The organism is Paenibacillus sp. 598K (genome assembly GCF_003851045.1).
Taxonomy (GTDB): Bacteria; Bacillota; Bacilli; order Paenibacillales; family Paenibacillaceae; genus Paenibacillus_D.
The window spans coordinates 97,755-119,920 of sequence record NZ_BFBX01000088.1 but is presented as its reverse complement, the minus strand read 5'-3'; the positions used below and the strand labels follow the sequence as shown (position 1 = coordinate 119,920).

Annotated in this window: 14 protein-coding genes; 9 read left to right on the top strand and 5 right to left on the bottom strand. The window is 56.5% G+C overall.

Translation table 11 applies throughout. The features are described from left to right. Positions 1-41 precede the first annotated feature (41 nt). The 5 genes from PA598K_RS24195 to PA598K_RS24175 form a co-directional block, all read right to left on the bottom strand. Entirely contained in the window at positions 42-2,324 is a 2,283-nt protein-coding gene (locus PA598K_RS24195) for a preprotein translocase subunit SecA (protein ID WP_128659422.1), read from the bottom strand. Positions 2,325-2,357: 33 nt separating this feature from the next. After that, a complete protein-coding gene (locus PA598K_RS24190) occupies positions 2,358-3,068 on the bottom strand; it encodes an ABC transporter permease (protein ID WP_128659421.1) in 711 nt (236 codons plus the stop codon). Further along, a complete protein-coding gene (locus PA598K_RS24185) occupies positions 3,065-3,910 on the bottom strand; it encodes an ABC transporter ATP-binding protein (protein WP_128659420.1) in 846 nt (281 codons plus the stop codon). Before PA598K_RS24185 ends, PA598K_RS24190 begins: the two co-directional genes overlap by 4 nt. A 105-nt stretch (positions 3,911-4,015) precedes the next feature. Next, on the bottom strand, positions 4,016-4,948 hold the full coding sequence (locus tag PA598K_RS24180) for a LytTR family transcriptional regulator DNA-binding domain-containing protein (RefSeq protein WP_128659419.1): 933 nt from the start codon (positions 4,946-4,948) through the stop codon (positions 4,016-4,018). 34 nt (positions 4,949-4,982) lie between these two features. Then, positions 4,983-5,948: a helix-turn-helix transcriptional regulator gene (locus tag PA598K_RS24175; protein ID WP_128659418.1), complete on the bottom strand. Its 966-nt coding sequence runs from the start codon at positions 5,946-5,948 to the stop codon at positions 4,983-4,985. Positions 5,949-6,121: 173 nt separating this feature from the next. On the opposite strand from PA598K_RS24175, the gene PA598K_RS24170 reads away from it, so the two are divergent. The 9 genes from PA598K_RS24170 to PA598K_RS24130 all read left to right on the top strand — a co-directional run bounded on the left by PA598K_RS24170 (position 6,122) and on the right by PA598K_RS24130 (position 22,164). Next, positions 6,122-6,670: a DinB family protein gene (locus PA598K_RS24170; protein ID WP_260405577.1), complete on the top strand. Its 549-nt coding sequence runs from the start codon at positions 6,122-6,124 to the stop codon at positions 6,668-6,670. Between the two features lie 426 nt (positions 6,671-7,096). Continuing rightward, entirely contained in the window at positions 7,097-7,438 is a 342-nt protein-coding gene (locus PA598K_RS24165) for a hypothetical protein (protein ID WP_128659417.1), read from the top strand. 70 nt (positions 7,439-7,508) lie between these two features. Continuing rightward, positions 7,509-8,069, top strand: a complete 561-nt coding sequence (locus PA598K_RS24160; protein WP_128659416.1) for a hypothetical protein — start codon at positions 7,509-7,511, stop codon at positions 8,067-8,069. Then, positions 8,062-8,997, top strand: coding sequence for a hypothetical protein (locus tag PA598K_RS24155; protein WP_128659415.1), 936 nt, complete (start codon positions 8,062-8,064; stop codon positions 8,995-8,997). Before PA598K_RS24160 ends, PA598K_RS24155 begins: the two co-directional genes overlap by 8 nt. A gap of 277 nt (positions 8,998-9,274) precedes the next feature. Next, positions 9,275-11,650: a helix-turn-helix domain-containing protein gene (locus PA598K_RS24150; RefSeq protein ID WP_185602197.1), complete on the top strand. Its 2,376-nt coding sequence runs from the start codon at positions 9,275-9,277 to the stop codon at positions 11,648-11,650. Positions 11,651-11,836: 186 nt separating this feature from the next. Then, positions 11,837-13,534: an extracellular solute-binding protein gene (locus PA598K_RS24145; protein ID WP_128659413.1), complete on the top strand. Its 1,698-nt coding sequence runs from the start codon at positions 11,837-11,839 to the stop codon at positions 13,532-13,534. Between the two features lie 110 nt (positions 13,535-13,644). Continuing rightward, entirely contained in the window at positions 13,645-14,547 is a 903-nt protein-coding gene (locus PA598K_RS24140) for an ABC transporter permease (protein ID WP_128659412.1), read from the top strand. A gap of 18 nt (positions 14,548-14,565) precedes the next feature. Further along, positions 14,566-15,444 carry a carbohydrate ABC transporter permease gene (locus tag PA598K_RS24135; protein WP_128659411.1) on the top strand — a complete coding sequence of 293 codons (879 nt, stop codon included), beginning with the start codon at positions 14,566-14,568 and terminating at the stop codon, positions 15,442-15,444. 15 nt (positions 15,445-15,459) lie between these two features. Further along, complete coding sequence (locus PA598K_RS24130) at positions 15,460-22,164, top strand: discoidin domain-containing protein (RefSeq protein ID WP_128659410.1); 6,705 nt, start codon at positions 15,460-15,462, stop codon at positions 22,162-22,164. Positions 22,165-22,166 lie beyond the last annotated feature (2 nt).

Here is a 22,166-nt window from a genome sequence, read left to right as displayed (position 1 = left end):
AGGGACGTTGCCGTGCTCTAGGGCGTGTCTGCAGACACGCCCTAGAACGGCTTCCACCCGAATACCGGCCGCACCAGCTTGCGCAGATAATAGGCGGCGAGCGTGAGGGGGCCCCATTTGAGCGGATTTTGCAGGTAGGATGTATATTGATCGGTCATGAGATAGGTCCAGGTAGAAGGGGGGCTGTGCAGTCCGAGCGCCTCCCAGCTCGCCGGATCGTCGGAGCCGCCGAGTCTGGCGAGCATGTCCGCCGTCGCTTGCTCGATCTTGGCCGGGATCTGCTCGAACGCCTCGATAATCTGCGCATGATATTCATCGATCGGACTGCGATGGACGAGGCTCGTCAGATGGATCGCTTCGCGTACGTAAGCGGCATAGGCTAGATGGTCCGCCCAGCAAGCGTCGATATAGAATAGTCGCACTCGCTGCTCGGAAGGGCTCATCGGCGTCTCCCCGGTCAAGATGCGCAGCCGCTCCTCGTACAGCATTCGTCTCTGATCCTCGAGCATGTCCGAATAGCTGTTCAACTCCTGGCGCAGCTCGAAGTTCTGCCCCATCAGGATACGCTGGATATGGGCGATCTTGCCGGGGAGCAGCGATTCGTCGAGCGGCTCGTCCTGCCTGAGCTCGCGGATTGCCGGGTCGATGTCGAACTTCAGCAGCAGTTCGTCCTCCAGGCTGATCATAAAGATCGACGATCCCGGGTCGCCCTGGCGGCCGGATCGCCCGCGCAGTTGGTCGTCGATGCGTACGCTCTGGTGCAGATGCGTGCCGATGACGTATAGCCCGCCCAGACTGGCGACCCTCTCCGCTTGCACGGGATCGCCGGCGCCGAGCCGGATGTCGACGCCGCGCCCCGCCATGTTGGTCGACACGGTGACGGCTCCGAGTTCTCCCGCTTTGGCGATAATCTCGGCTTCCTTGGCATCGTTCCTGGCATTGAGGACATGACAAGGTACGCCAGCAGCAGTCAGCGCTTCGGCCAGCGAGTCCGACTCTCCGACGCTCGACGTGCCGATCAGGACAGGGCGACCCTTCGCATGGGCGGCCGAGATTTCTCGCAGCAGCGCCTTCAGCTTGGCTTCCTTATGGGTGTAGACCTGGTGCGGATGGTCGATCCGCAGGTTCGGGCGATTCGGCGGGATCTTCACCACGTCCAGGTTATAGATCGCTTCGAACTCCATCGCCGAAGCTTGAGCGGTAGCGGTCATGCCGCAGAGGCTCGGATAGAGGCTCAGGAAATGCTGCAGGGTGATCGTGCCGAGAATCTTGCCTCCGGCTTTGAAGGGCAGCCCTTCCTTGGCCGCGAGCGCGGCTTGCAGCCCGTCCGGCAGATGGCGGTTGTCCGCCACGCGACCGGTGTACTCGTCGATCAGCTCGATGCTGCCGTCCCGCACAATATAATCGACGTCCCGATGCAGGAGCAGCTCCGCATGGAGCGCGCAGTTCAGAGCCATCAATACATGACTGTGACGGTTTTCGTACAGATTGTCGCATCCGAGCAAGGCCTCCGCCCGGGTTGCGCCAGCTTCGTTCAGATAGACATTGCGCCCAGACTCGTCGAAGTCGTAATGCTCGTCTGCCTGGAGCTGCCTGACAACTGTAGCAAATCGGCTGCCGTCCTCGCCGGAGGCGCCCGGCTCGCTAGCGATGACGAGCGGCACGCGCGCTTCATCGAGCAGCAGCGAGTCGGCTTCGTCGACGATGACATAGTGGAACGGACGGTGCACGACATCGGCTGGGTCGAGTGCGATCGTGTCGCGCAAATAATCGAAGCCCGCCTCCTTGGCGGTCACATACGTAATATCCGAGGCATAGGCTTGTCGTTTGTCAGATAATTTCATGCCTGCTTGCACCGCGCTTGCCGAGAGGCCGAGGAACGTATAGAGCGGTCCCATCCAATGCGCATCGCGATGGGCCAAATAATCGTTAAACGTCAGCACATGGACGCCCTTGCCAGTCAGCGCATGCAGGTAAGCGGGCATGACGGCCGAGAGCGTCTTCCCTTCGCCGGTATGCTGTTCGATCAAGTAGCCCTCGTGCAGCGCAATTGCGGCGATGAGCTGAACATCGTAGGGCGACAGGCCAAGCGTCCGCTTCGCCGCCTCGGAGACGAGCGCATAGGCATCGACGAGCAGCTCGCCCAGCGGGACGCCAGAGCGTGCTTGCTCCTGCAGCCGGAGCGACTCCGCTTGCAGACGTTGATCATCCCAGGCCTGTCTGTCGCGTTGCCGGATGCGCGCTACGGTTGCGCGATAGCGATCGAGACGCTGCCTCGCTTCGCCTTCATTCCAATGCTGCCACAGTTTGACCGCTGCCTTCATCGGTATTACTCCCCCCTAATAGTCTGTGTCGCACTACTCATCCTTCAAGCGACGCTGATACAGCGCCAAAGCTGCAACAGTCAATACAACCGTCCACGCGAATATGAACAACAGGGGCGTGAACAAGTCGGTCCAGGCATAGCCTGTGTGCGGCACATTGAGCAAATGGACGAGCTGGCTGCTCGGCATATAATCAAGCACCCGGAAGATCGGATAATCCTCCGCTACATAGGCGCCCCACGGCGCACCGGAGAAGATAAGCGCGACGGGAAGGATGGTGAGCGACGCATCAAGCAAGGTTTTGGAGTAGAGACCGCATATCGTCCCTGCCGCGATGTATAGGATGATCGATAGCAAATTGGCAACAACAAAGGCCCACCAGCTCGCCGGCTCATAACCAAATATGGCAAGCGAAATCGCCAGCACGACAACGGACATCACCCCAACTAAAGCGCTTTTGCCGATTAAGACGTCGAGCCTCGTAGCGGGTGTCATCATCAAGGAGCGCAACGTGTTGCGTTCCTTCTCCTCCGCGATCAGGCAAGCTTGAACGAAGGAGGTCAGGGTGACAAACGAAATATTAAGCAGAAACCCGATGGCGCCGGGCAACGACGCGCCCGCGGCACGGAAGATAACGGCAAAAACCAAGGGGAAAACCAACAAAATGGAGAGGGCGTAATTCCGTGAAAATTCTTTGTAGTCTTTCACGAAGATCGCCCGCACACGTCTCGCCGAGAGGTTCATAGCAGCTCACTTCCTGTCATCTTAATGAAAATGTCGCCCAGGCTTGGCTCTTTTGTTGCTAGACTGTCAATGCATCCGCGCTTCATCCATTCGGCGATTTGATCGGCCGAGCGTTCATCGATCGGAAGCTCATGCATGTCGCCATTGATGAGGTCGACGCGAATGACTGGATCCCGATGCTGCTTTTTTAGCGCTTTGGGGGTGTCGAGGGCCTGGATCTGTCCTTGATACAGTATGGCTACACGATGGCATAGCAGCTCGGCCTCGGCCATATTATGCGTCGTGAGAAAAATCGTTGTCCCGTTCTCGTTCAAGTAGCGCAAGCCTTTGTAGATATGGGCCGCATTGACCGGATCGAGAGCCGAGGTCGGCTCATCCAGAAACAATAGCTCCGGCTCGTGAATCATCGCGCAGGCTAGCAGGACGCGCTGACGCATCCCTTTCGACAGGAGCTGGACCTTCTTTTTGTGATCTCCATTCAGATTGACGAACTGCAGCGCCCGCTCGATCGTTGACGCAGGCAGATCATAGAGCTGGCGATATAATTCCAGATTCTCACGTATGGTCAGTCTTTCGTACAGACCGCTGTTGTCCGTCAATATCCCGAAGCGCATCTTTTGTTCGGACTGCTGCATCATCGCCGCCGGCTTGCCCAATACGAAGGCTTGCCCGCGGGTCGGATGGAGCTGGGCGGTCAATAGCTTGATCAGCGTTGTTTTGCCTGCGCCGCTCGGCCCGAGGAAGCCGAAGATTTCACCCTTAGGCACCGAAAAGGAGACATCGCTGAGCGCGTCCCTCGCCCCGAAGGTTTTCCGAATCTGTTCGACCTGGATCACGTCCATCACCATCACATCCTTTTGCGTTCATGGCCTCAGTATAGGACGATTCCGGCAGGCGAGCGACAAAAAACGGCTGAAATGTAGCCAATTTCGGCTGAATGGTACCCGCTACAGGCTGAGCAGCGCCTTCAATTCCTGCAGTTTTGAACGGGACAGCGGCACGACAGCCGGTTTGCTGGTACTCAATCGCAGGCTGTAGCTGTTTTTGGTCCACGTAATAATTTCTCTTACTTTTTGCAGATTGACGATATACGAACGATGACATCTGAAAAATCCGAAATTCAAAAGTCGCTGTTCAAGCTCGGTCAGCGTCAGCGCGCATTCGTAGTTTTCGCCATCGACATGGACCAGGATCGAGCCGTCCACGCTTTCGATATAATCGATCTCGGGCGGGTCGAACAAGATGACCTTGCCCTCCTTTTTCGTGTTGATTTTCTGCAAGGTGATGTTGGGCTGTTCTTGCTCCGCGGCTTCCGGCTTCGTATCTTCCGCATCTCGGATATCCAGAGGATGGAAGCCAAGCTTGTCCAAACGATAAATATGGTCGCAGGAGATAAGGGCATCCTCGACATTCGAGGTCAAAATTAAAATACGCTTGCCGATGGCAAGGTCGTCCAATATCCGCTTCAGCTGGCGTCGATCTTGCTCTTCCAGGAAAAAATAAGGCTCCTCCAATACAAGCGTAGGCTGATGGGCAAAATAGACGCGCAGCAGGGTGACATATGTTCGTTTGGAAGGACTGAGTTGCTTGATTTTCACCTTCCGCTCGTCCTGCAAGGCGAAGTAGTCGAGCAGCTGCGCAGCGCGCTCGTCCCGTTCGCTTATATTGATTAAGAAGGTGATCAATTCTTCGACCGTCAATTGCAAATACTCGTTTTGCTGCGCCCGCAGAATGAAAAACTCGGAGCGATCCGCTAGCTGGTCGATCAATAGCTGCGTTCGCTTCAAGTCTGTTATAATGCCGGTCTGGCTGAAGCTCATCTCGAATTCGAGCTTCGGAAGGAATACGTCTCCTTCCTGATACACTGCTTGAAATTGCATGTCATCCTCCTGATTGGCTGATCTATGGGAAGGGCTAGTCTGCTGCGCGCTCGGCGGGCAGGCCGTACCGGCTATTCATCTGTAGCAGCAGCTCGCGCATGTGGTCGAGCAACTCTGGGGGCTCGAGCACCTGGGCTTCAAGGCCTAGTCCGACGAAAAAGGCAGCGAAGTAGGACAGCTCGGATGCCGGCATGAGCTGGCTCAGCCGTCCGCTGCCGTCCTCGCGGAGCTGAATCGCTGGGATCGGATACAGCTCGGTCTCGCAGCGCTGCACGCCTTCGCGGGTCAACTCCGCTACATAGAGCAGCTCGGCATAGTCCGCCTCGGACTCTCGCCAATTGCCGAGATGGACATGAGTCAGGTCGCGCGGCTCCGCCGTCGGCGGATGGTCGGCCAGACGGATCCGGTCGCAGCGGAACAGACGAATGTCGTTGCGAGTGAAGCAATAGGCCGGGCAGTACCATAGCCCGTTGCTGGCGTAGATGCCGATCGGCTGGATATCGCGGCACAGCTTGGCGCTGCGCGACTCGTATTCGATTGCCAGCACCTGCTGGTCGACGGCGGCTTGCAGCAAGGCGCTGAGCTTGGGCTCCCGCATATTGCGCAGCGGCGTGAAAAAGTCGACCCGGTTTTTCATCTGGTCGATCCGATCGCGCACATCCGAGGACATATAGTTGTAGAACTTCGTCAAGGCCGAGGCCGATGCGTCCTCGAAGGGGAGATACCGATAGTGGCGCAAGGCGTGGCTGGCAAAAAACATCGCTGCCGCCTCTTCCTCTGTAAAGGCGATCGGCGGCAGTACCCGCTCGTTCAGCACCTGGTAGCCGCCATGCGGTCCCACCTCGGAGTAGAGAGGCACGCCAAGCGCGCTCAGCTCCTGCAAGTCGCGCAGCATCGTCCGCGGCGATACCTCGAACTGCTCGGCCAGCTCGCGTACCGTGAACTTGCGCATCCGATTCACCGCCATCATCAGCTCGATCAGCCGTCTCGACTTGCTCATCCTTGCGCCCCCTTTTTCCTAATCTGTTGCATGTTCTTCACATTATATAGCATGAAGAGCCATCGTCAAAGCAACTATGACAGGATCTGTCACGATTAACGTGTACACTAAGGATGTAACTGGGCGGGCGACCCGGCCCGTCCATCTATCCCATGAAATGGAGCGTGAGGTTAATGACAACACAGAACCAACAATCGATACAAGGCGGCAATCCCGCGATGGACGGTCAGAGCGGCGTGCAGCGGATGAAGGCGATGCTGTTCGAGGAACTGGAGAATATCGTGCGCACGTCCAGAAAGCTGATGGAGCGCATCCAGGAGGAGGAGTGGAGCTACCGCCCGCAACAGCGGGACAACATGAATACCGTCCAGGAGCTGGTCTGTCATCTGGCCGCCATCCCTTCCACCGATCTGATGATCCTGCAGGAGCATACCGAGGCCGAGGTCGTCCAGCTGGAGGACGAGTTCAGAGCGCTGGGCGCCGATGCAGGCAAGCTGGGCGAGCGGATGAGCGCTGGCCTGGACAGCTTGCGGAGCTACATGGAGGCGTTGCCGGATGAGGAGTTCCTCTCCAGACGGACCACTCCCTTCTACATCGACCATCCGACGGCCCAGGCCAAATGGCTCATCGAGATCACGACCCATCTCCAGCACCACCGGGCCCAGCTCTTCAACTATCTGAAGGAGCTCGGCCATCCGGTTAATATGTTCGATCTTTATTAAAGCGTAACAAGGGAAGCGACTGACACCTCGCTTCCCTTTTGTTGTACGCCCAACATGGGCGTCATCTCTAAGGTGAAGCCCAGAGCGACGCCGGCAAGTCCCAACGAAAAACCAACAAACAGGGATGTCCACCGCGAGGTGAAATCTGAGGGACCTGAAGACACTTACATTGGACTTAGCAAAAGACTTTTGGTAGATGAAGTATTGGCTTTTTTGACGAAATTCAACAAATTACGAAAAAGGAAATTAACTAGGATTGTAGGGATGTGGGTCTTGGGACACTAGTTATATAATGTATTTTATGATAATTTTAGTGTTAATAACATAAGATAGAACCTCCTCTTGGTATGCTATAAGTAATTAGGCAAGTCTATACAAATGACTTTATTTTATATGAAAAGCACCTTTAATCTATGGAGGTGACAAATGATAAAGAAATTTTATTTGTTACTTATGGTATGTATTGTTACATTGTCTACTGCGTGTGATTCAGGGGAGATCCCTTTGCCGCATGGAACCCAAGAGGATAATTCTTTGTGCCCGACTGTAGCTCTTGGAACTGAAGATATTTGTTTTAGAGTCCCCTTGTCTCACTATGAAACGCTTAATTGGTTTCAAAATATTTTGGAGAAGGATGGTTGGTCGATCAATTGGGCAACTGATGACGAACCCATAAAAGTATATCTTAATAAAAAAGGCAAAAAATCAGAGTTGATATTTTATAAACAAAGTAAAGATGATTTAACTGGTTTGTTAAAAAGACCATAGTATTATTGGTTTTATAGTGATGGATTTGTGGATTTGTAATTATTAAATTGTGAGAATTGGAGGTAATTTTATGAAGAAAAGTATAATTGTATTTTCTCCCCTGTTATTGTTAGTTCTTATGGCTTGCATCAGTTCCATAGTTATAGCATCAGAGAGGACTGATTCGTCACACCCTTATTCATTAAATGATCCAAATGAGGAATTGTCGATAGTTTCTGTGGATCAACCCGAAGCTTTTCCCAACACCTTAGATCTAAATAGTTCCTATGAAGATCAACTAAAATGGAAAGAAGAGTTTAAGAATTGGGCAGAAGCAGAGGGTCTTATCCAACATTTGTCCGGAGAATCTACAAAAGGATCTAATATATCAATTCTCGGAAAAATAGTTAGACTGCCTGATCAAGCATTTGTTAAAGCTTATGTAGTGAACGACGATTATTTGGAAATGAAAGAGGAAACAAGAAGTCATTTACCTTATTACGCTATTCAAAATGGAAATTCAACTATTATGATTGCAGAGCACACAGGTGTAGTCGTGAATCTTATTCTTGATGAAATTGATAAAAGGCCATTTGATTTTTTGAATCAATCCATTAAAGGATATTTGGGAGGGGTGCTTAAGTATGAGTAAAAAGTTGTCTTATACCTTAATTGTCTCTATAATCTACCTACTAGTACTAACGCCCGTAGTTTCTGCAAACCATCATATTTGGCTTGTTATGGACTACAACAAACAGTTATCTTTGTTTGCAGGAGATGAATCTAGGGCAAGTTATTGGATGATAAACGGGGCTGTAACCACCTATAGAATTAACTCAACAACAATTAGTACCAACGTAACAAACGCTGTTAATAATTGGAACTCAGAGGTTCCTGAAGTCAGGATTTCTGGTACTGGAAATGATTTAATATTTGATTACTCTGATTCTGTTTGTTCACCCGGTTCAGGTGGTTGTCACTCTATTACCTCAGTTTATAATGATCCGACAAGAAATGCGAATTTCACCTTAAGTTCCAGCATCACCATAACGAGTAACTCTTCTAATAGAACAAGAACAGCGGCTCATGAAATTGGACATTACTTGGGCTTACATGAAAGATATAGGGATGATGGAAGCGCAGGGAGCTTATGTAATTCCGAAAATACAATTATGAATGGTGGTAATTGTGATAGTAATACAGGTCCTACCACGTTAGACGTATCTCGTATGGACAACTTTATGGGCAACGGGTACGCTAGTAATTTCACTTCTTCTGTGAATTCTAGCAGTAGCCAAGTGACTGTCAGTTGGGATGATTATGCGTACGGTGAACTCAATTATCGAGTTAGATATCAAAAGAATGTTTCGGGATCTTGGAATACTGTTTTTACAAGTGAAGTAGTCGCAAATACGGGGCTCGTGAAAAGTGCAGCTTGGAAAACGCCATCTTTACGGCCTCAATCATCTATTTTTTTGGGTAGTTTTGGGAAGGGAACATATAGGGTGGAGGTTACCCCTTATTTTAAAAGCTACGATAAATATGGTGTTGTGACCTACTCGCCTAACTTTATTTACTAATCAATTGCATCCGAGATTCTATAGAACAACGGCAATTGTATTAATCGAAGCGTGCCCACCAACTCGATGGAGCGACCGAAACTGTAATGCTAATACTGGATGGAAGAACGCAATCGAAGTTGAAAAAAGCAAGTGCAGGGTGAGCCCACCGTGCTTGCTTTTTTTGCTATTCTATCCCGCGAGATTTTACGACTATGCGCCATTGGTTGCCGCTGTTATAATGGTTGTGAAAATGTTTACCGTCCAGCTGCTAGCAAATGTGGAGGCGAATTGCATCGTGGGCAAGCCCTGGTTTTATCGACTTTTGTTTTCGTATATTCCGATTTTGTTTGCCTTGTCCTCGGCGCTCATCCTGCTTTCGTATTTTATGCTAAGCGAGATGTCCCGCAAGGAGACGATTCACGCAAACGGCACGTTTGTTCAGCATCTGATTCAGCAGATCGACTATTCCTTGCGGGAAATCGACGCGATGCTGCTGGAGGAGATGGAGACCGACGAGCGCATTCGCCAGTTTTTCCAGCCGCGTCCCGTCGAGCGGGACGGTTCCTATTATCCCGTCTACGAAACGTCCAAAAAGATCAATCAAATGGTATCGTTTAATCCTTTTATCGATTCGGTTTATTTGTATCGCTACGCGGACCATATGGTCATGAGCGCCAACACGCTGATGCCGCTAGAGCAATTCGGCGACCGCACCTTTATTGAGGAGAAAAGGCCGCGAGCTGGCGGAGCTGCGCAATTGTACGAGCTATCAGACAAACGCCATTATCGGGAATTCCGCCATCAAGAGCTGTTTCCTTCGGCTGTCGTATCGATTGTCCGTCAATATCCGATGCTGGAGGGCGGCCAGGGCATGGTCGTCGTCAACATCAGCTTGACGGCGATCGAGCGTATGCTCTCCGAGCTGTCCGAGGGCAGCATCAGCTTTGTTGATGTCCGCGATCGAAGCGATAATCCGATCATCGGCCTGCGCGGGCAGGGCGAGTTGTCTGGCACCGTATTGTCCGAGTACGCCTCGCCTTATACCGGCTGGGTGTACAAGGGCGGCGTACGCGATGTGCAGTTGTTCCGCTTTGCGTCGGTTTTGTCTTACGTCTGGGTGGGCGGCGGCCTGTTGGCTATTTTGGCGGGAGCGATCTGGCTGACCTTTGTCACCAGACGCAACTACCGGCCCATCGAGGCGCTGATACACCGAATCCAGGCTCACTCGCAGCAGAGGCCATATGAGCCGTATTCGCCGACACCGGTGTTGTCGCCAAAGTCTCAGCCTCCGAAAGCCGGAACGGATAACAAGGCAAGCGATAGCGGCGGCCTGCGAAAAATCCGACGGGCGGAGCGGTCCGACACCGATGAGTTCGGATTTATCGGTCAAACGTTCGACAGGCTGCTGGAGCAGTCCAACACCTACAAGCAAATGCAGCGCGAGGATGCTTTGTTTCGCCGCCGACATTTTTTCGCAGAGCTGCTAGAGGGCAGCAAGCCTGTCGACGAGGAAGAGTGGGCCCGCGAGCTGCAACGGTTCGACTTGCCGGAGGGCTTTCAAGAGCTGGGCGTTGTCATCTACGAGCTTGACCATTACAATCGGCTTGCCGCAACCTATTCGTACCGCGACTTTCATCTGCTCAAGTTTGTGCTCAGCAGCGTGATTCAAGAGGTAGCGGAAGGACGGCCGGTCCATATATGGACAGAGTGGATCGAGCAGCATCGACTTGCGGCGTTGGTTCGGACAACCGATGAGGAAGCGGATTGGGAGGAGCAGGCGGCGTTGCAGGCCGAGCAGGTGCGCTCCTGGGTGGAGAGCAATCTCGCCTTCACCGTCACGATAGGCATCGGTCCGGCTGAGCAACGGCTGGCAGGCGTATCCGGCTCGTATGCGAAGGCGCTGGAGGCGCTCGCGTACAAGTCTGGACTCGGTTTGAACCGTGTCATCCGCTACGATGAGCTTGCGTCGGCTGCACCCGGCGTCAGTCGCTCCGATCTCGCCTTCGATCCGTTTACGTTTATCCAACGGCTGGCTATCGCGTTTCGCACCGGCAAGCCGGAATGGCGCGAGCTGTACGAGAGGTTGTTCGACGGGCTTGCGGAGCGGCGATGGACACGGGATGAATACGAGCATCTGCTTACGCTGCTCGTGCAGCATCTGGAGCGCGAATTTACGCTGCTGCCGTCCGAAGTGGCGGAGTTTTGGCAGTCGCAGACGCAACCGGCGTTGCTGGAGGCGAGAGATACGTTCGACCTGATCGGAGACGCCCGCGAGGCGTTTCTCGGCATCTTGACGACGTTCTGGGAACGGCTGGCCGAGCTGCGCAGCGACCATAGCCATCATGCGCTGATCGTCGAGGTCAGGCAGTATATTGCCGAAGAATACGCCAACCCGGACATGTCGCTCAACCATTTATGCGATCGGTTTGGTCTGAACGGCAAATACGTCAGCCGCTTGTTCAAGGAAACCTTCGGCGAAAAGCTGGTCGACTATCTGATGCGTATCCGGATTGAAGCAAGCCAGCGTTTGCTGCTGACGACCGAGCTCTCGATTCAGGACATTGCAGTCTCGGTGGGCTACGCGCATGACATTTCGTTTATCAGGGCGTTCAAAAAGCTGGTCGGGACGACGCCGGGCGATTATCGCAAGCAACATGTACACATCGGTTAAAGCCTTGCGCAGCAAGGCTTTTTCCGTTTGGCTAGCTCGGCGAATTCGGCTAATCGAGGCTGTTTTTCCTTTTGGCTAGACATGCGAATCTTGTACATTGCCACTGCTTCATGTTGCCGGTTATAGTGCAATTAGTTCAGCGGACGATAAGCGCAGAACGATAACATAAGAGGGGGAGTACACACGATGACGAAAACTAAACAGGGGTGGAGACGCCGGCTTGGCGGAGGCGCATTGATCGCCGCAAGCGCGCTTGCGATTGCGCTGACCGGTTGCAGTCAGGGGGAGGAGGCGCCAGCCGGTTCAAATAAAGAAACCAGCGCACCGACGCCGCAAAATGGCAATGCCGGAGCGAACGAGCCCGAAACGCGCGGCAAGCTGACCGCTACCGTGTACGATCGCAACAATATTCCGCCGGAAGAAGGCGACTGGAGCGAAAACCGCTGGACGAAATGGATTAATGAAAACGGTCCGGTCGACGTCGAATATGTACCGGTCCCTCGCTGGGAGTCCTTGCAAAAGCTGAATATGCTCTTCGCCAGCAAAACCGCGCCGGATCTGATCCTCGAATACGATACCAGCTATCGCAATCAGTGGTATGCGCAAAAGCTGCTGCAGCCGATCGACGACATGGTGGAGCAGTACAGCACGACCTACAAGGCACTGATGGAGCAATTCCCGCAGCTGCGCAAGCTCGGCACCAAAGACGACGGCAAGCTGTATGAAATCGGCCGACTGTCGCCGCTTGCTGCCAATCACCAACTGTTTATTCGCCAGGATTGGCTGGACGAACTGAAACTGAGCGCGCCAACGACAGCCGAAGAACTGCTGGAGACGGCCAAGGCGTTTGCGCAGAAGGACCCGGACGGCAACGGCTCGCCCGATACGTTCGGCTTGAATCTGAGCGGCAACGGCTTTTCCATCCTCTCGCATATGTTTGGCTTCGGCGAGGTGATGTGGCGTTTTGAAGGCGATGCGTTTGTTCACGAGTGGGAGCGCATCCATGCGTCCGTCGCCTTCCAGAAGGAGCTGTTCGACGCAGGCGTGGTCGACAAGGATTTTCTGGCGGACAAAAACGGCGAAAAGGCCAAGCAGGACTTTTTGACGGGCAAGCTCGGCATCTATCTGCACCAGCCGCTCAACGCCAACGATTACGACACGTTCAAGCAAAACAATCCGCAAGGCGAGCTGGCGATCCTGCCGCTGCCGTCGTCGTCGTTCGGACAGTTCAGCCCTGTCATCGGAAGCCCGATCCAGATGGTCGCTGCGGTCAACGCTTCGGCCAAGGATACGGCGGCTATTATGAAATATATTGATTTCATGATCGAGCCCGACAATGCCCGCACCATCATGAACGGCTTCGAAAACGAGCATTGGAAGCCCAATGCGCAAGGCTGTCCGGCTCCGATCGACGAAGAAAAACAAAAAATCGAGGTTGGCTATACCGGCGACCTGAACATGCTTTCCTCGCAGCTGCTGCTGGGCAAATGCGCGTTCAACGAAAACAAACCGCAGGATACCGACACATCGAAGGCGCTGCGCGATTTGCTGGTGGCTGCCGATGAAGCCTACGTATCCAGAGAGCGTCCGATTCCGACGCTGAAGCCCGAATACTTGCCCGTCCTGCCGCAAAATCTGTCCGTCATCGTCAAAAATGTCGAGCAGCAAATCAAGGATACTTGGCTAAAGGCGATCGCTGGCGGCGGCACGTATAATGCGGACCAGGCGCTGAAGGATGTCCAAGCGATATGGGAAGGCGCGGGCGGAGCGCCGGTCGATGCCTTTTATGCAGACTGGTATGCGGCCAACGGAGACAGTGCATTTACGTTGGAGGATCTGTACGCATTTGGCGACGAGGCAAGAAAACTGTATGCGGATAAGTAAATAGGCGCGTGGCGGATGGTTGGCCCGGCAGCTGCGCAAGGCGACAGGGGGCTGCTGAGGTCAACCGGCCAAAGGCTGTGTCGCAATTTAGTATAGAGGAGTGAGCGACGATGCTCGGAAGGGGAGTCCGCCTCAGGCGGACGCTGCCACTGTTGGCGATGTTTGCTCCGGTAGCGGTTTTCTTTATCGTATTTCGTTACATCCCGATGCTCGGCAATATCATTGCGTTCAAGCAATACAATTTGTTTGACGGCGTATGGGGGAGCCCCTGGGTCGGATGGGATAATTTTCGGATGATTTTTAATAATCCGCAGACGCTGCAAATTATTCGCAACACGTTTATGCTCAGTCTGTTCAGCATTGTGCTGGGCTTTCCGTTCCCGATCCTGCTGGCGGTTATGCTGAACGAGGTCCGACGCGCCTGGTTCAAAAAAACGATGCAAACGCTTGTGTATTTGCCGCATTTTTTTTCCTGGGTGATCGTCGGAGGTCTTGTCGTGACGTTGTTCGGCACGCAAGCGGGCGTCATCAACAAGTGGATTGCGGCCATGGGAGGCGAGCCTGTCGCCTTCCTCTACACGGTACAAACGTGGCTGCCGATCTTTTTCGGGTCGGCGATCTGGAAGGAAGCCGGATTTTCCGCCATCATTTATTTGGCCGCCATCAGCTCCATCGACCCGCATTTGTACGAATCGGCGAGCATCGACGGAGCGGGCAAGGGCAAGCAGATCTGGCATGTGACGCTGCCGGGCATCTTGCCGGTCATTAGCATCATGTTTATTTTGGCGATGGGCCGGGTGATGGAGGTTGGCTTCGACCAGGTATACAATTTGCAAAATGCGGTCGTCTCCAGCGTCTCCAACGTCATCAGCACGTATATTTTCACCGTCGGCATCCAGGGCGGCTTATACAGCGTGACTGCGGCGATGGGACTTTTCGAAGCGGTGATCGGCTTTGTGCTGGTCGTCGGCGTCAATCGCGTCGCCAAGCGGTTTAATCAGTCTTTATGGTAACTGAAGGAGGGAGACGCTGTGCGGACTACCCGCGGCGAAAAATGGTTTTATCGCATCAACAGCCTGCTGTTGCTAATCGTCGGCCTAAGCTGTCTGCTGCCGCTGGTCAATATAGCGGCGATCTCGCTCAGCGATTACGGAGCGATTGCTTCGGGATTTGTCGGGTTGTGGCCAGTCGGCTTCAACCTCGACTCCTACCGCATGCTGATCGAGGGGACGCCGATCGTCCAAAGCTTCAAAAACAGCGTGGTCATCACGGGATTTGGCACGCTGTTCAGCATGGCGTTTACGATTATGGCGGCGTATCCGCTATCCAAGCGGATATTTCCCGGGCGCACCTTTTTTACGCTGGCGATCGTGTTTACGATGTTGTTTGGCATTCCGACCATACCGGCTTACCTGGTCAATCGCGAGCTGCATATTTTGGATACGTATTGGGCGTTGTGGCTGCCGGGTCTGGTGAGCGCCTATAATATGCTCGTGCTGCGATCGTTTTTTGAGCAGATCCCGGCGGAGATGGAGGAGGCCGCGCAGATCGACGGCTGCGGCGAATGGCGTCTGCTCTTCTCTGTCGTGCTGCCGTTGTCGCTGCCGGTTATCGCCACGTTATCGCTGTTTTACGGCGTAGGCTACTGGAACGGCTTCCAAAGTCTGCTGATCAACATTTCCAGCGCAGACAAATATAATCTGGCGGTGCTGGTGCAGGGAATGATCGCTAACCAGTCGCTGCTGCAAAACATGAACAACTTGCAGCCGCATGAGCTGGAGCAGCTCATTACGCCGGAGTCGATCCGCTCGGCAGGCGTGGTTGTCATGCTGCTGCCGCTGCTGCTTGTGTATCCTTTCGTTCAGAAGTATTTCGTCAAAGGGGTTATGATCGGCGCAATCAAAGGGTAGAAGGGGGACCAGTCGATGTTAACATCAGGCATAATCGGCACGACCCGGGGCGGCGGCATCCGACCGGAGGAGAATACGCGCAGCAGCGGCGCGCGGCAAGGCAAACGCAAAGGCGGAGAGCAAGGCAAGCGGCAAGGCAGGCGACGGCGCCTGGCTTCCGCTGCGCTTGCGGCGCTGCTGACGCTGGCGTTGTTGGCAGGCATGGCTCCGGCGTATCCGGCAAACGCCGCCGAAGTCGAACCGAACGGCCCGGCAAACGCCGACCAAGCCCCGCTGTCAGGTGTTGTGAAAGCGCTATCTATTCCTGTAGCTCCGCTTGGCCTGCGATCCGCATGGCGCACCGCCGACACGGCTACGTTGGTGTGGAACGAGCAGGCCGACCGCTCGAATCTGGCCGGTTATCGCATATATCGGAACGGCGTGTCCATCGGGGAGTCGGACGGGCCGCCGTTTTTTGTCGCGACGGGCCTGTCGCCGGGCACCGCCTATCAGTTTACTGTACGCGCTTATGACGACCAGGGCTCGGAATCTGCGGACAGCGTTGCCCTGCGGATCGATACGGCGGAGCTGGAGCGTTCGCTATGGACCGCAAGCGCGTCGCACGGCTCCGGTACTGCAAGCGCGGCCATCGACGCGTCAGCTACCACTCGCTGGACGAGCGGCGCCGCACAGACGGCGGGCATGTGGTTCCAGCTCGATCTTGGAGCGGTGCCGCTCGTATACGATACGTTGGTGGTCGATGCCAGCGGCTCGTCCGGCGACTATATGCGCAGCTATGAGGTTGTCGTCTCCGACGATGGTGTGGCGTGGAGCTCGCCGATCGCATCGGGGAGCGGCTCGGCGCTGAAGACGATTGCGCTCGGCGAGCCCCGGACCGAGCGTTATGTGCGGCTGCGCCTGGCCTCCGGGGTCGGCAGCTTTTGGTCGATCCATGACGTGCGGTTGCTCGGGTCGCTTGAGGCCGACCTGACGCCGCCGACCGCGCCGACTGCGCTCGCGTCATCCCGTGTCTCTGATTCGGAGATCGGCTTGACGTGGACGGCAAGTCAGGATGATCGCGCATTGCTCGGCTATGCGGTGTACCAGGACGGGGACTACAGCGGATATACCGCCGAGCCGTCCTATGTCGCCAGAGGACTGCTGCCGGATACGGCGTACAGCTATACGGTGGTTGCGGTTGACCGGTCGGGCAAGCTGTCGACGCCTTCGGCAGCGCTGCCAACGTCCACGGCTTACCGGTTGAATCGGACGCTCTGGCAAGCTTCGGCTTCGGCTGGCGACGCGAGCGGTGCGATTGACGGCAACGACGCGACGCGCTGGGCGAGCGGGGCCGCGCAGACGCCGGGAGCCTGGTTCCAGATCGATACCGGTCCTGGCGACAAGGTATACAGCAAGCTGACGATGGATGCGACGGGCTCTGCCGGCGACTACCCGCGCCGTTACGAGCTGCGCGTATCCGACGACGGCGCGAGCTGGAGCGAGCCGATTGCAACGGCGACGGGCAACGGGGCGATCACCGAGCTGTCGTTTCCCGAGCAATCCGCCCGTTTCATCCGAATCGTGTTGGTGCAAGCCTCCGGCAGCTGGTGGTCGATTCACGAGCTTCACCTCTCGGGCAGGCTTGCGCCTGACGATGTGCCGCCCAGCACGCCGGCCAATGTGACCGCCTCGGCTGTGCGGGATACGGAGCTGACGCTATCGTGGGATGCCGCCACCGATAATGTGGCGGTCGTCGGCTACCGGATCTATGTAGATGGCGTGTACAACAGCTCGGTCAAGGGACTCAGCGCCGCAGTAAGCGGCTTGTCGCCGGACAGCGACGCCGTGTTGACGGTACGGGCAGAGGACTTGTCCGGCAATTTGTCGTCGCCGAGCATTCCCTTGCTTGTGCGCACGCTGCCCTTGATCCGCCTGCCGCTGATTGCCGGCTACGACATGGAGCCGGACGCCAGCGATCCGCTCAAGCTGACGGATACGAGCGGACTGGGGAACTCCGGTCGGCTGACGGCCCCTGGCTCGCTCGGACCGGGCCGCAGCGGCGCAGGCTCGGCGTTGCATCTGACAGGACCCGATCAGGCGCGGATCGATCAGCCGGGTCTGTTGAACAAGGTGTCGTCCACGGTTACGGTAACCGCCTGGATCAAGCCCGATCACCTAAGCGGATATTTACCGATTGTCTCCAAGCGCGACGCCAACTGGAAGGGGACGACGTTTTACGTCGGTCTGGACAACGGGCGGCTATATTTCGGCAGCGACTATGGCGAGAACTGGATGAGATGGTGGTACCCGTCGAGTCGCATACGCGCAGGCGAATGGTTCCATATCGCCACGGTATTCGACAAGGACAGCGGCGTTCGTTTTTATGTGGACGGGACATTGATCGGCGAAGCGCCCGCTTCGAGCATCCCGGCTGATATGCTGCCCAACGACCTGCCGCTGCTCCTCGGCACGGAATGGCATTGGGATACGACGACCCGAACGATGAAGCTATACGGCTTCCAGGGCGCAATCGACGATCTCCGCGTCTATGCAGCGCCGCTGACTGCGGGGCAGGTTGCGCTGGACCGCGATGGCGCGCTGGCGACCAGACCGGCCGAGGAGACTGACTTTACCGCCCCGACGAAGCTCTCGACGTTCCGGCTGGTACGGTTCGATACGCCGGTCGGACTTGCGACGAAGGGCAATGCCAGCATTCATCGCCGTGCGGAACGGAAGGGGGGGCCGGATGCGGTCGATTGGCCGGACATTACGCTGACGGTCCCGCAGCCCGACGGTACGACGCAGGAGCTGCTGCCGTTTGCCGACGGCTCGGAGTTCAAGACCGAGCTGTGGCTGCGGGAGCAGCCGGACAATATGAATCTGTTGCAGCGGCAGGACGACAATGTGTTCGAGCCCGGCGGACATTGGGTGCGCGGCGTCAAATGGCGCTGGGGCCAGACTTTCCTGTATACGACCTCGCGAACGGCGCGTTCCTGGGCATGGGACTATGAGCTGTGGACGTTCCCGGTCCGCATCGAAGGGAGCGCTGTCGGCGATGTAAGCGACGTGAGCTTGCGTTACGATGGCCGGGAAATTTACAACAGCGGCAGCGAGAGCTATCGCTCGCTAACGCTGCTGCTTCCGCAAAATGAGCCGGGCAAGCCTTACGAGCTGCGGGTGAACGGCAGAGGTCCGGTCCAATTCGACGCAGGGCTGGAGCCGGTCATCGCCGGAAGTCCGCGAGATGAGCCGATCGTTTTTGAGCAGACGTTGCCGGGGGCGGGTCCTGCCGTGACCATTCGCAGCGTCGACGCGCCGGACGAATTCCCGCATTCGCAGCAATGGGGCGAGGATGTGCAGGCCTTGTCGGACGAGATCCCGGATGCGCCCGTATACGAGGAAGCCGAGGACAGCATCGCCGATTACGTGGGCCTCGACGTGCCGAGGTCGCCGCTTGGCATTAATTTTGTCTACCTGCCGCATGGCATGAGCGCTGGCGGGTACATGCATTCGGAGCATCGCGGGACCGCTGCGCCTTATCGGGATATCGGCACTGCCGCCGATTATGCCGCCTATGTGGCGGATACTGGCTACGATCGGGTCTTTGAATATGGATTGTACGGCCCGGAGGGCGCGCCGCCGGAGCTGCAAGCGGTCGCGTCGGAGCTGGCCAAGCGAGGCGTCTCGCTGGGGCTCGTGCCGATGACCGACTGGGATATCATCAACGCCGCCAGTCCCAATCTGGCCTTCTACAGCACGTATTTGTCCGATTTCCATGCTCCGTTGTACCGCGAGGTGCAGCTCGGACTGCAGCGGCTCGGCGCTTATCCGAATCTGGCGGGTATTAGTCTAGGCGCCGACAATGCAGGATATGTGCCGTATTGGGATTGGGCGCCGCCGCATCCGAATCGGCCGTGGGGAGCGGCTTATGAAGCGTTCCAGCGACTGGCCGGCCAGCCGCTTGCCACGCCGCTTGCGCCGAGCCTGCAAGGCAGCTATACGCCCAAGGCGCACGAATATTTTGCAGCTGATGATGCCTCATTCCTGGATTATGTCCAGCGGTATAACCGTACGTACGACAGCTACGGTTACTTCGCCAGAGCTGCGGGCGAGCTCAATCCCGCTTATATGGCGACGACGGGGTCGTATGGCAGCCAGCCAGGCGTCGGCGGGAGGGGCGGATGGCCATGGGCGACGATTCCCGGCAAGGAGATGCACGAGCGCTTGCCTGTGCAGACGGCTTATGACTGGAACGAGCTGGCCTCCTCCAAGCCGTTGCACCTGGTGTCGCTCATCGATCGGCTGCGGAGCTACGACCCGCTCAAGCCGACCTGGGCGCTGCAGGATGATTTCGGGCTGTTTTTTGGCAAGGCGGATCGCGAAAAAGCCTATGCGCTCACGTTGACGCGCGGCGTGCAAAGCATCGGCACCAATACCTTGCCTAATGACAAGGGAGCGCTGGCGCAGCCGGGCATCATTGCGGAGCAGCGGGAGCTGTACGACTGGATTCATCGCTACGGCGGCGTATATGCCATGACCGAGCCGCAGCCGAGCATCGGCGTCATGTATGTCAATGAGCAGGCGTTGCTGTCCGGCGTTGCGGGCGGCGAAACGGCAAGCGAGCAATCGCTGCTTGAAGGCTCGCATGAAGGAAAAGCGACGGAGGCGCTGTTTGCCGCCCATGCCGCAGGCTGGCCTGCCAAAATGATTACGCCGGAGGAATTGAAGCGCGGCTTGCCGTCTTCGATGAAGGCGATCGTGCTGACAGGCCTCGATGAGGCCGAGGGCTGGGTGTGGTATGAGGGGATCGAGCAGGAGCTGGAGCGCTTTACGTTGCATGGCGGGATCATTATCGCGGACGCTGAGTCGGCGGCGCCTCCCTCCGTTGACGTCACATCGACGAGCATGGCATTTCGAGCCTATGTGACGCAGAGCAATACCGATCAGACGAGGCTGTTGCTTGACCGCAACGCTGCCAATATCGCTGCGCTGCGCAGTGTCATGTCCACGGTCGAGAAGCCTGTAGCAAGCTCCGCCGACGAAACGGTATGGGCGGTGCCGACGATGGCAGGAGATACCCAGTATGTGACCGTGGTCAATCAGCAGCATAATCAGACGCCGGGCGCAACGCAGAGGCTGCTCGGCCAGACGGGAGAGCTGGCGTGGGATACGGACCGTCCGATCTACGATGTCCGCCTGGGCAGGAAGCTGACCGCGGCAGAGGCGGAGCAAGTCGATCTGACAGCGCATGGCTTCCAATGGTACGCGCTGCCTCCTGCGGAGATGACGTTGCCCGAAGCCGCCCTCGGTATAGATGAGGAAGGCTACTACGAAGCGACGGCAACGGTGCGCAATCCGATGCCAATGGCTGGCGTGCCGCTGGAATACAGCATTGTCCATACCGGAGCCTCGGACAACGCGGTCGTGTATTCGGCTACCGGCCTAACCGCTCGACTGCCGCTGCGGTCCGACAGTCCTGCCGGTAATTACGAGGTCACGGTTAAGGAGTTGCTAAGCGGGCTGGAGCGCGTATACACGGTTGAAATCGCCGCCGCGCCGCCGGCAGGGCAGGAGCAGGCCGACGACGCAACGCTTTATGATGCGGATGCGATCGGCTCGTTCGCCGAACGGGTCGACGCACCCTTAATTATGGCGCTGACGGAGGCGCAGCAAAACGATCCGGCCGTCTATGCTCAGGCCGTACGGCTGGCTAACCATTACAGCTCGGCAGGGCGGGACGTCGAATGGGACATCGCAGGTCCGAATGGGGTTGTGAGCAGCCTCCAAACCTACCGCTCGCAAGGGCGATATCCGCAATGGCGGACGAAGGATGCCGATCTGGTATTGTTTGGAACGGCATCGGATAATGTATTGCTGCTGGATCAGGCGCGCGGTTATTTGCTGCGGGAGCATGGGGCCGGGCTCGCTGCCGGCGAGGGAGCGGTACAAGTAACCTATTCGCCGTTTGCCGGAGAGTTCGCCGTGCTTAACGTCATCGCCGCCGATGCTGCGGGTATGGCTGCCGCTGTCGATAGCATTGTGACGCTTCCGCCAGCCAAGCCGGGCCAGGCGGCCGGACTCCGTCTACTGCAGATTACGCCGTCGACGGCCAAGCTTGGCTGGGAAGCGGTCTCCGGCGCGGACGGTTACCTCCTCGAACGCCGCGCAAGCGGCGACGCAACCTGGCAGGTCGTCGCCGAGTTGGCCGCTGACGCGGAGCAATTTACCGATACGGGGCTGCAATCCGCAACCTTCTATAGCTATCGGCTGAGCGCGACCCGAAGCAGCGCAGTAGGCATGTCCATCGAAGCGCGCCTGACGACGCCAGGCCAGCTCGCGCCGTATAAGCTTGACCGCAGCGACTGGACCGCCTCCGCCTCGCACCGGTCGGGACAGGCGCAGCGCGCGTTGGACGGGAACCCGGCGACGCGCTGGGATACCGGAGCAGCCCAGAGCCCAGGACAATATTTCGAGGTGGATATGGGCGCGCTGTACACGGTGCACCGGATCATGCTGGACACGTCCGCCAGTCCGTATGACTTCCCCAAGCGTTATGAGCTGTACCTGTCGGAGGATGGCGTAGAATGGGGCGATCCCGTCGCTTCGGGCCTTGGGAAAACGACGACAACGATTGTCGTGGCGCAGCCGCGAGCGGCACGTTATCTGAAGCTGGTGCAGACGGATGTGTACGGCTCTTATTGGTCGATTTACGAACTGACCGTGGAAGGAACAGCGTCATAGAG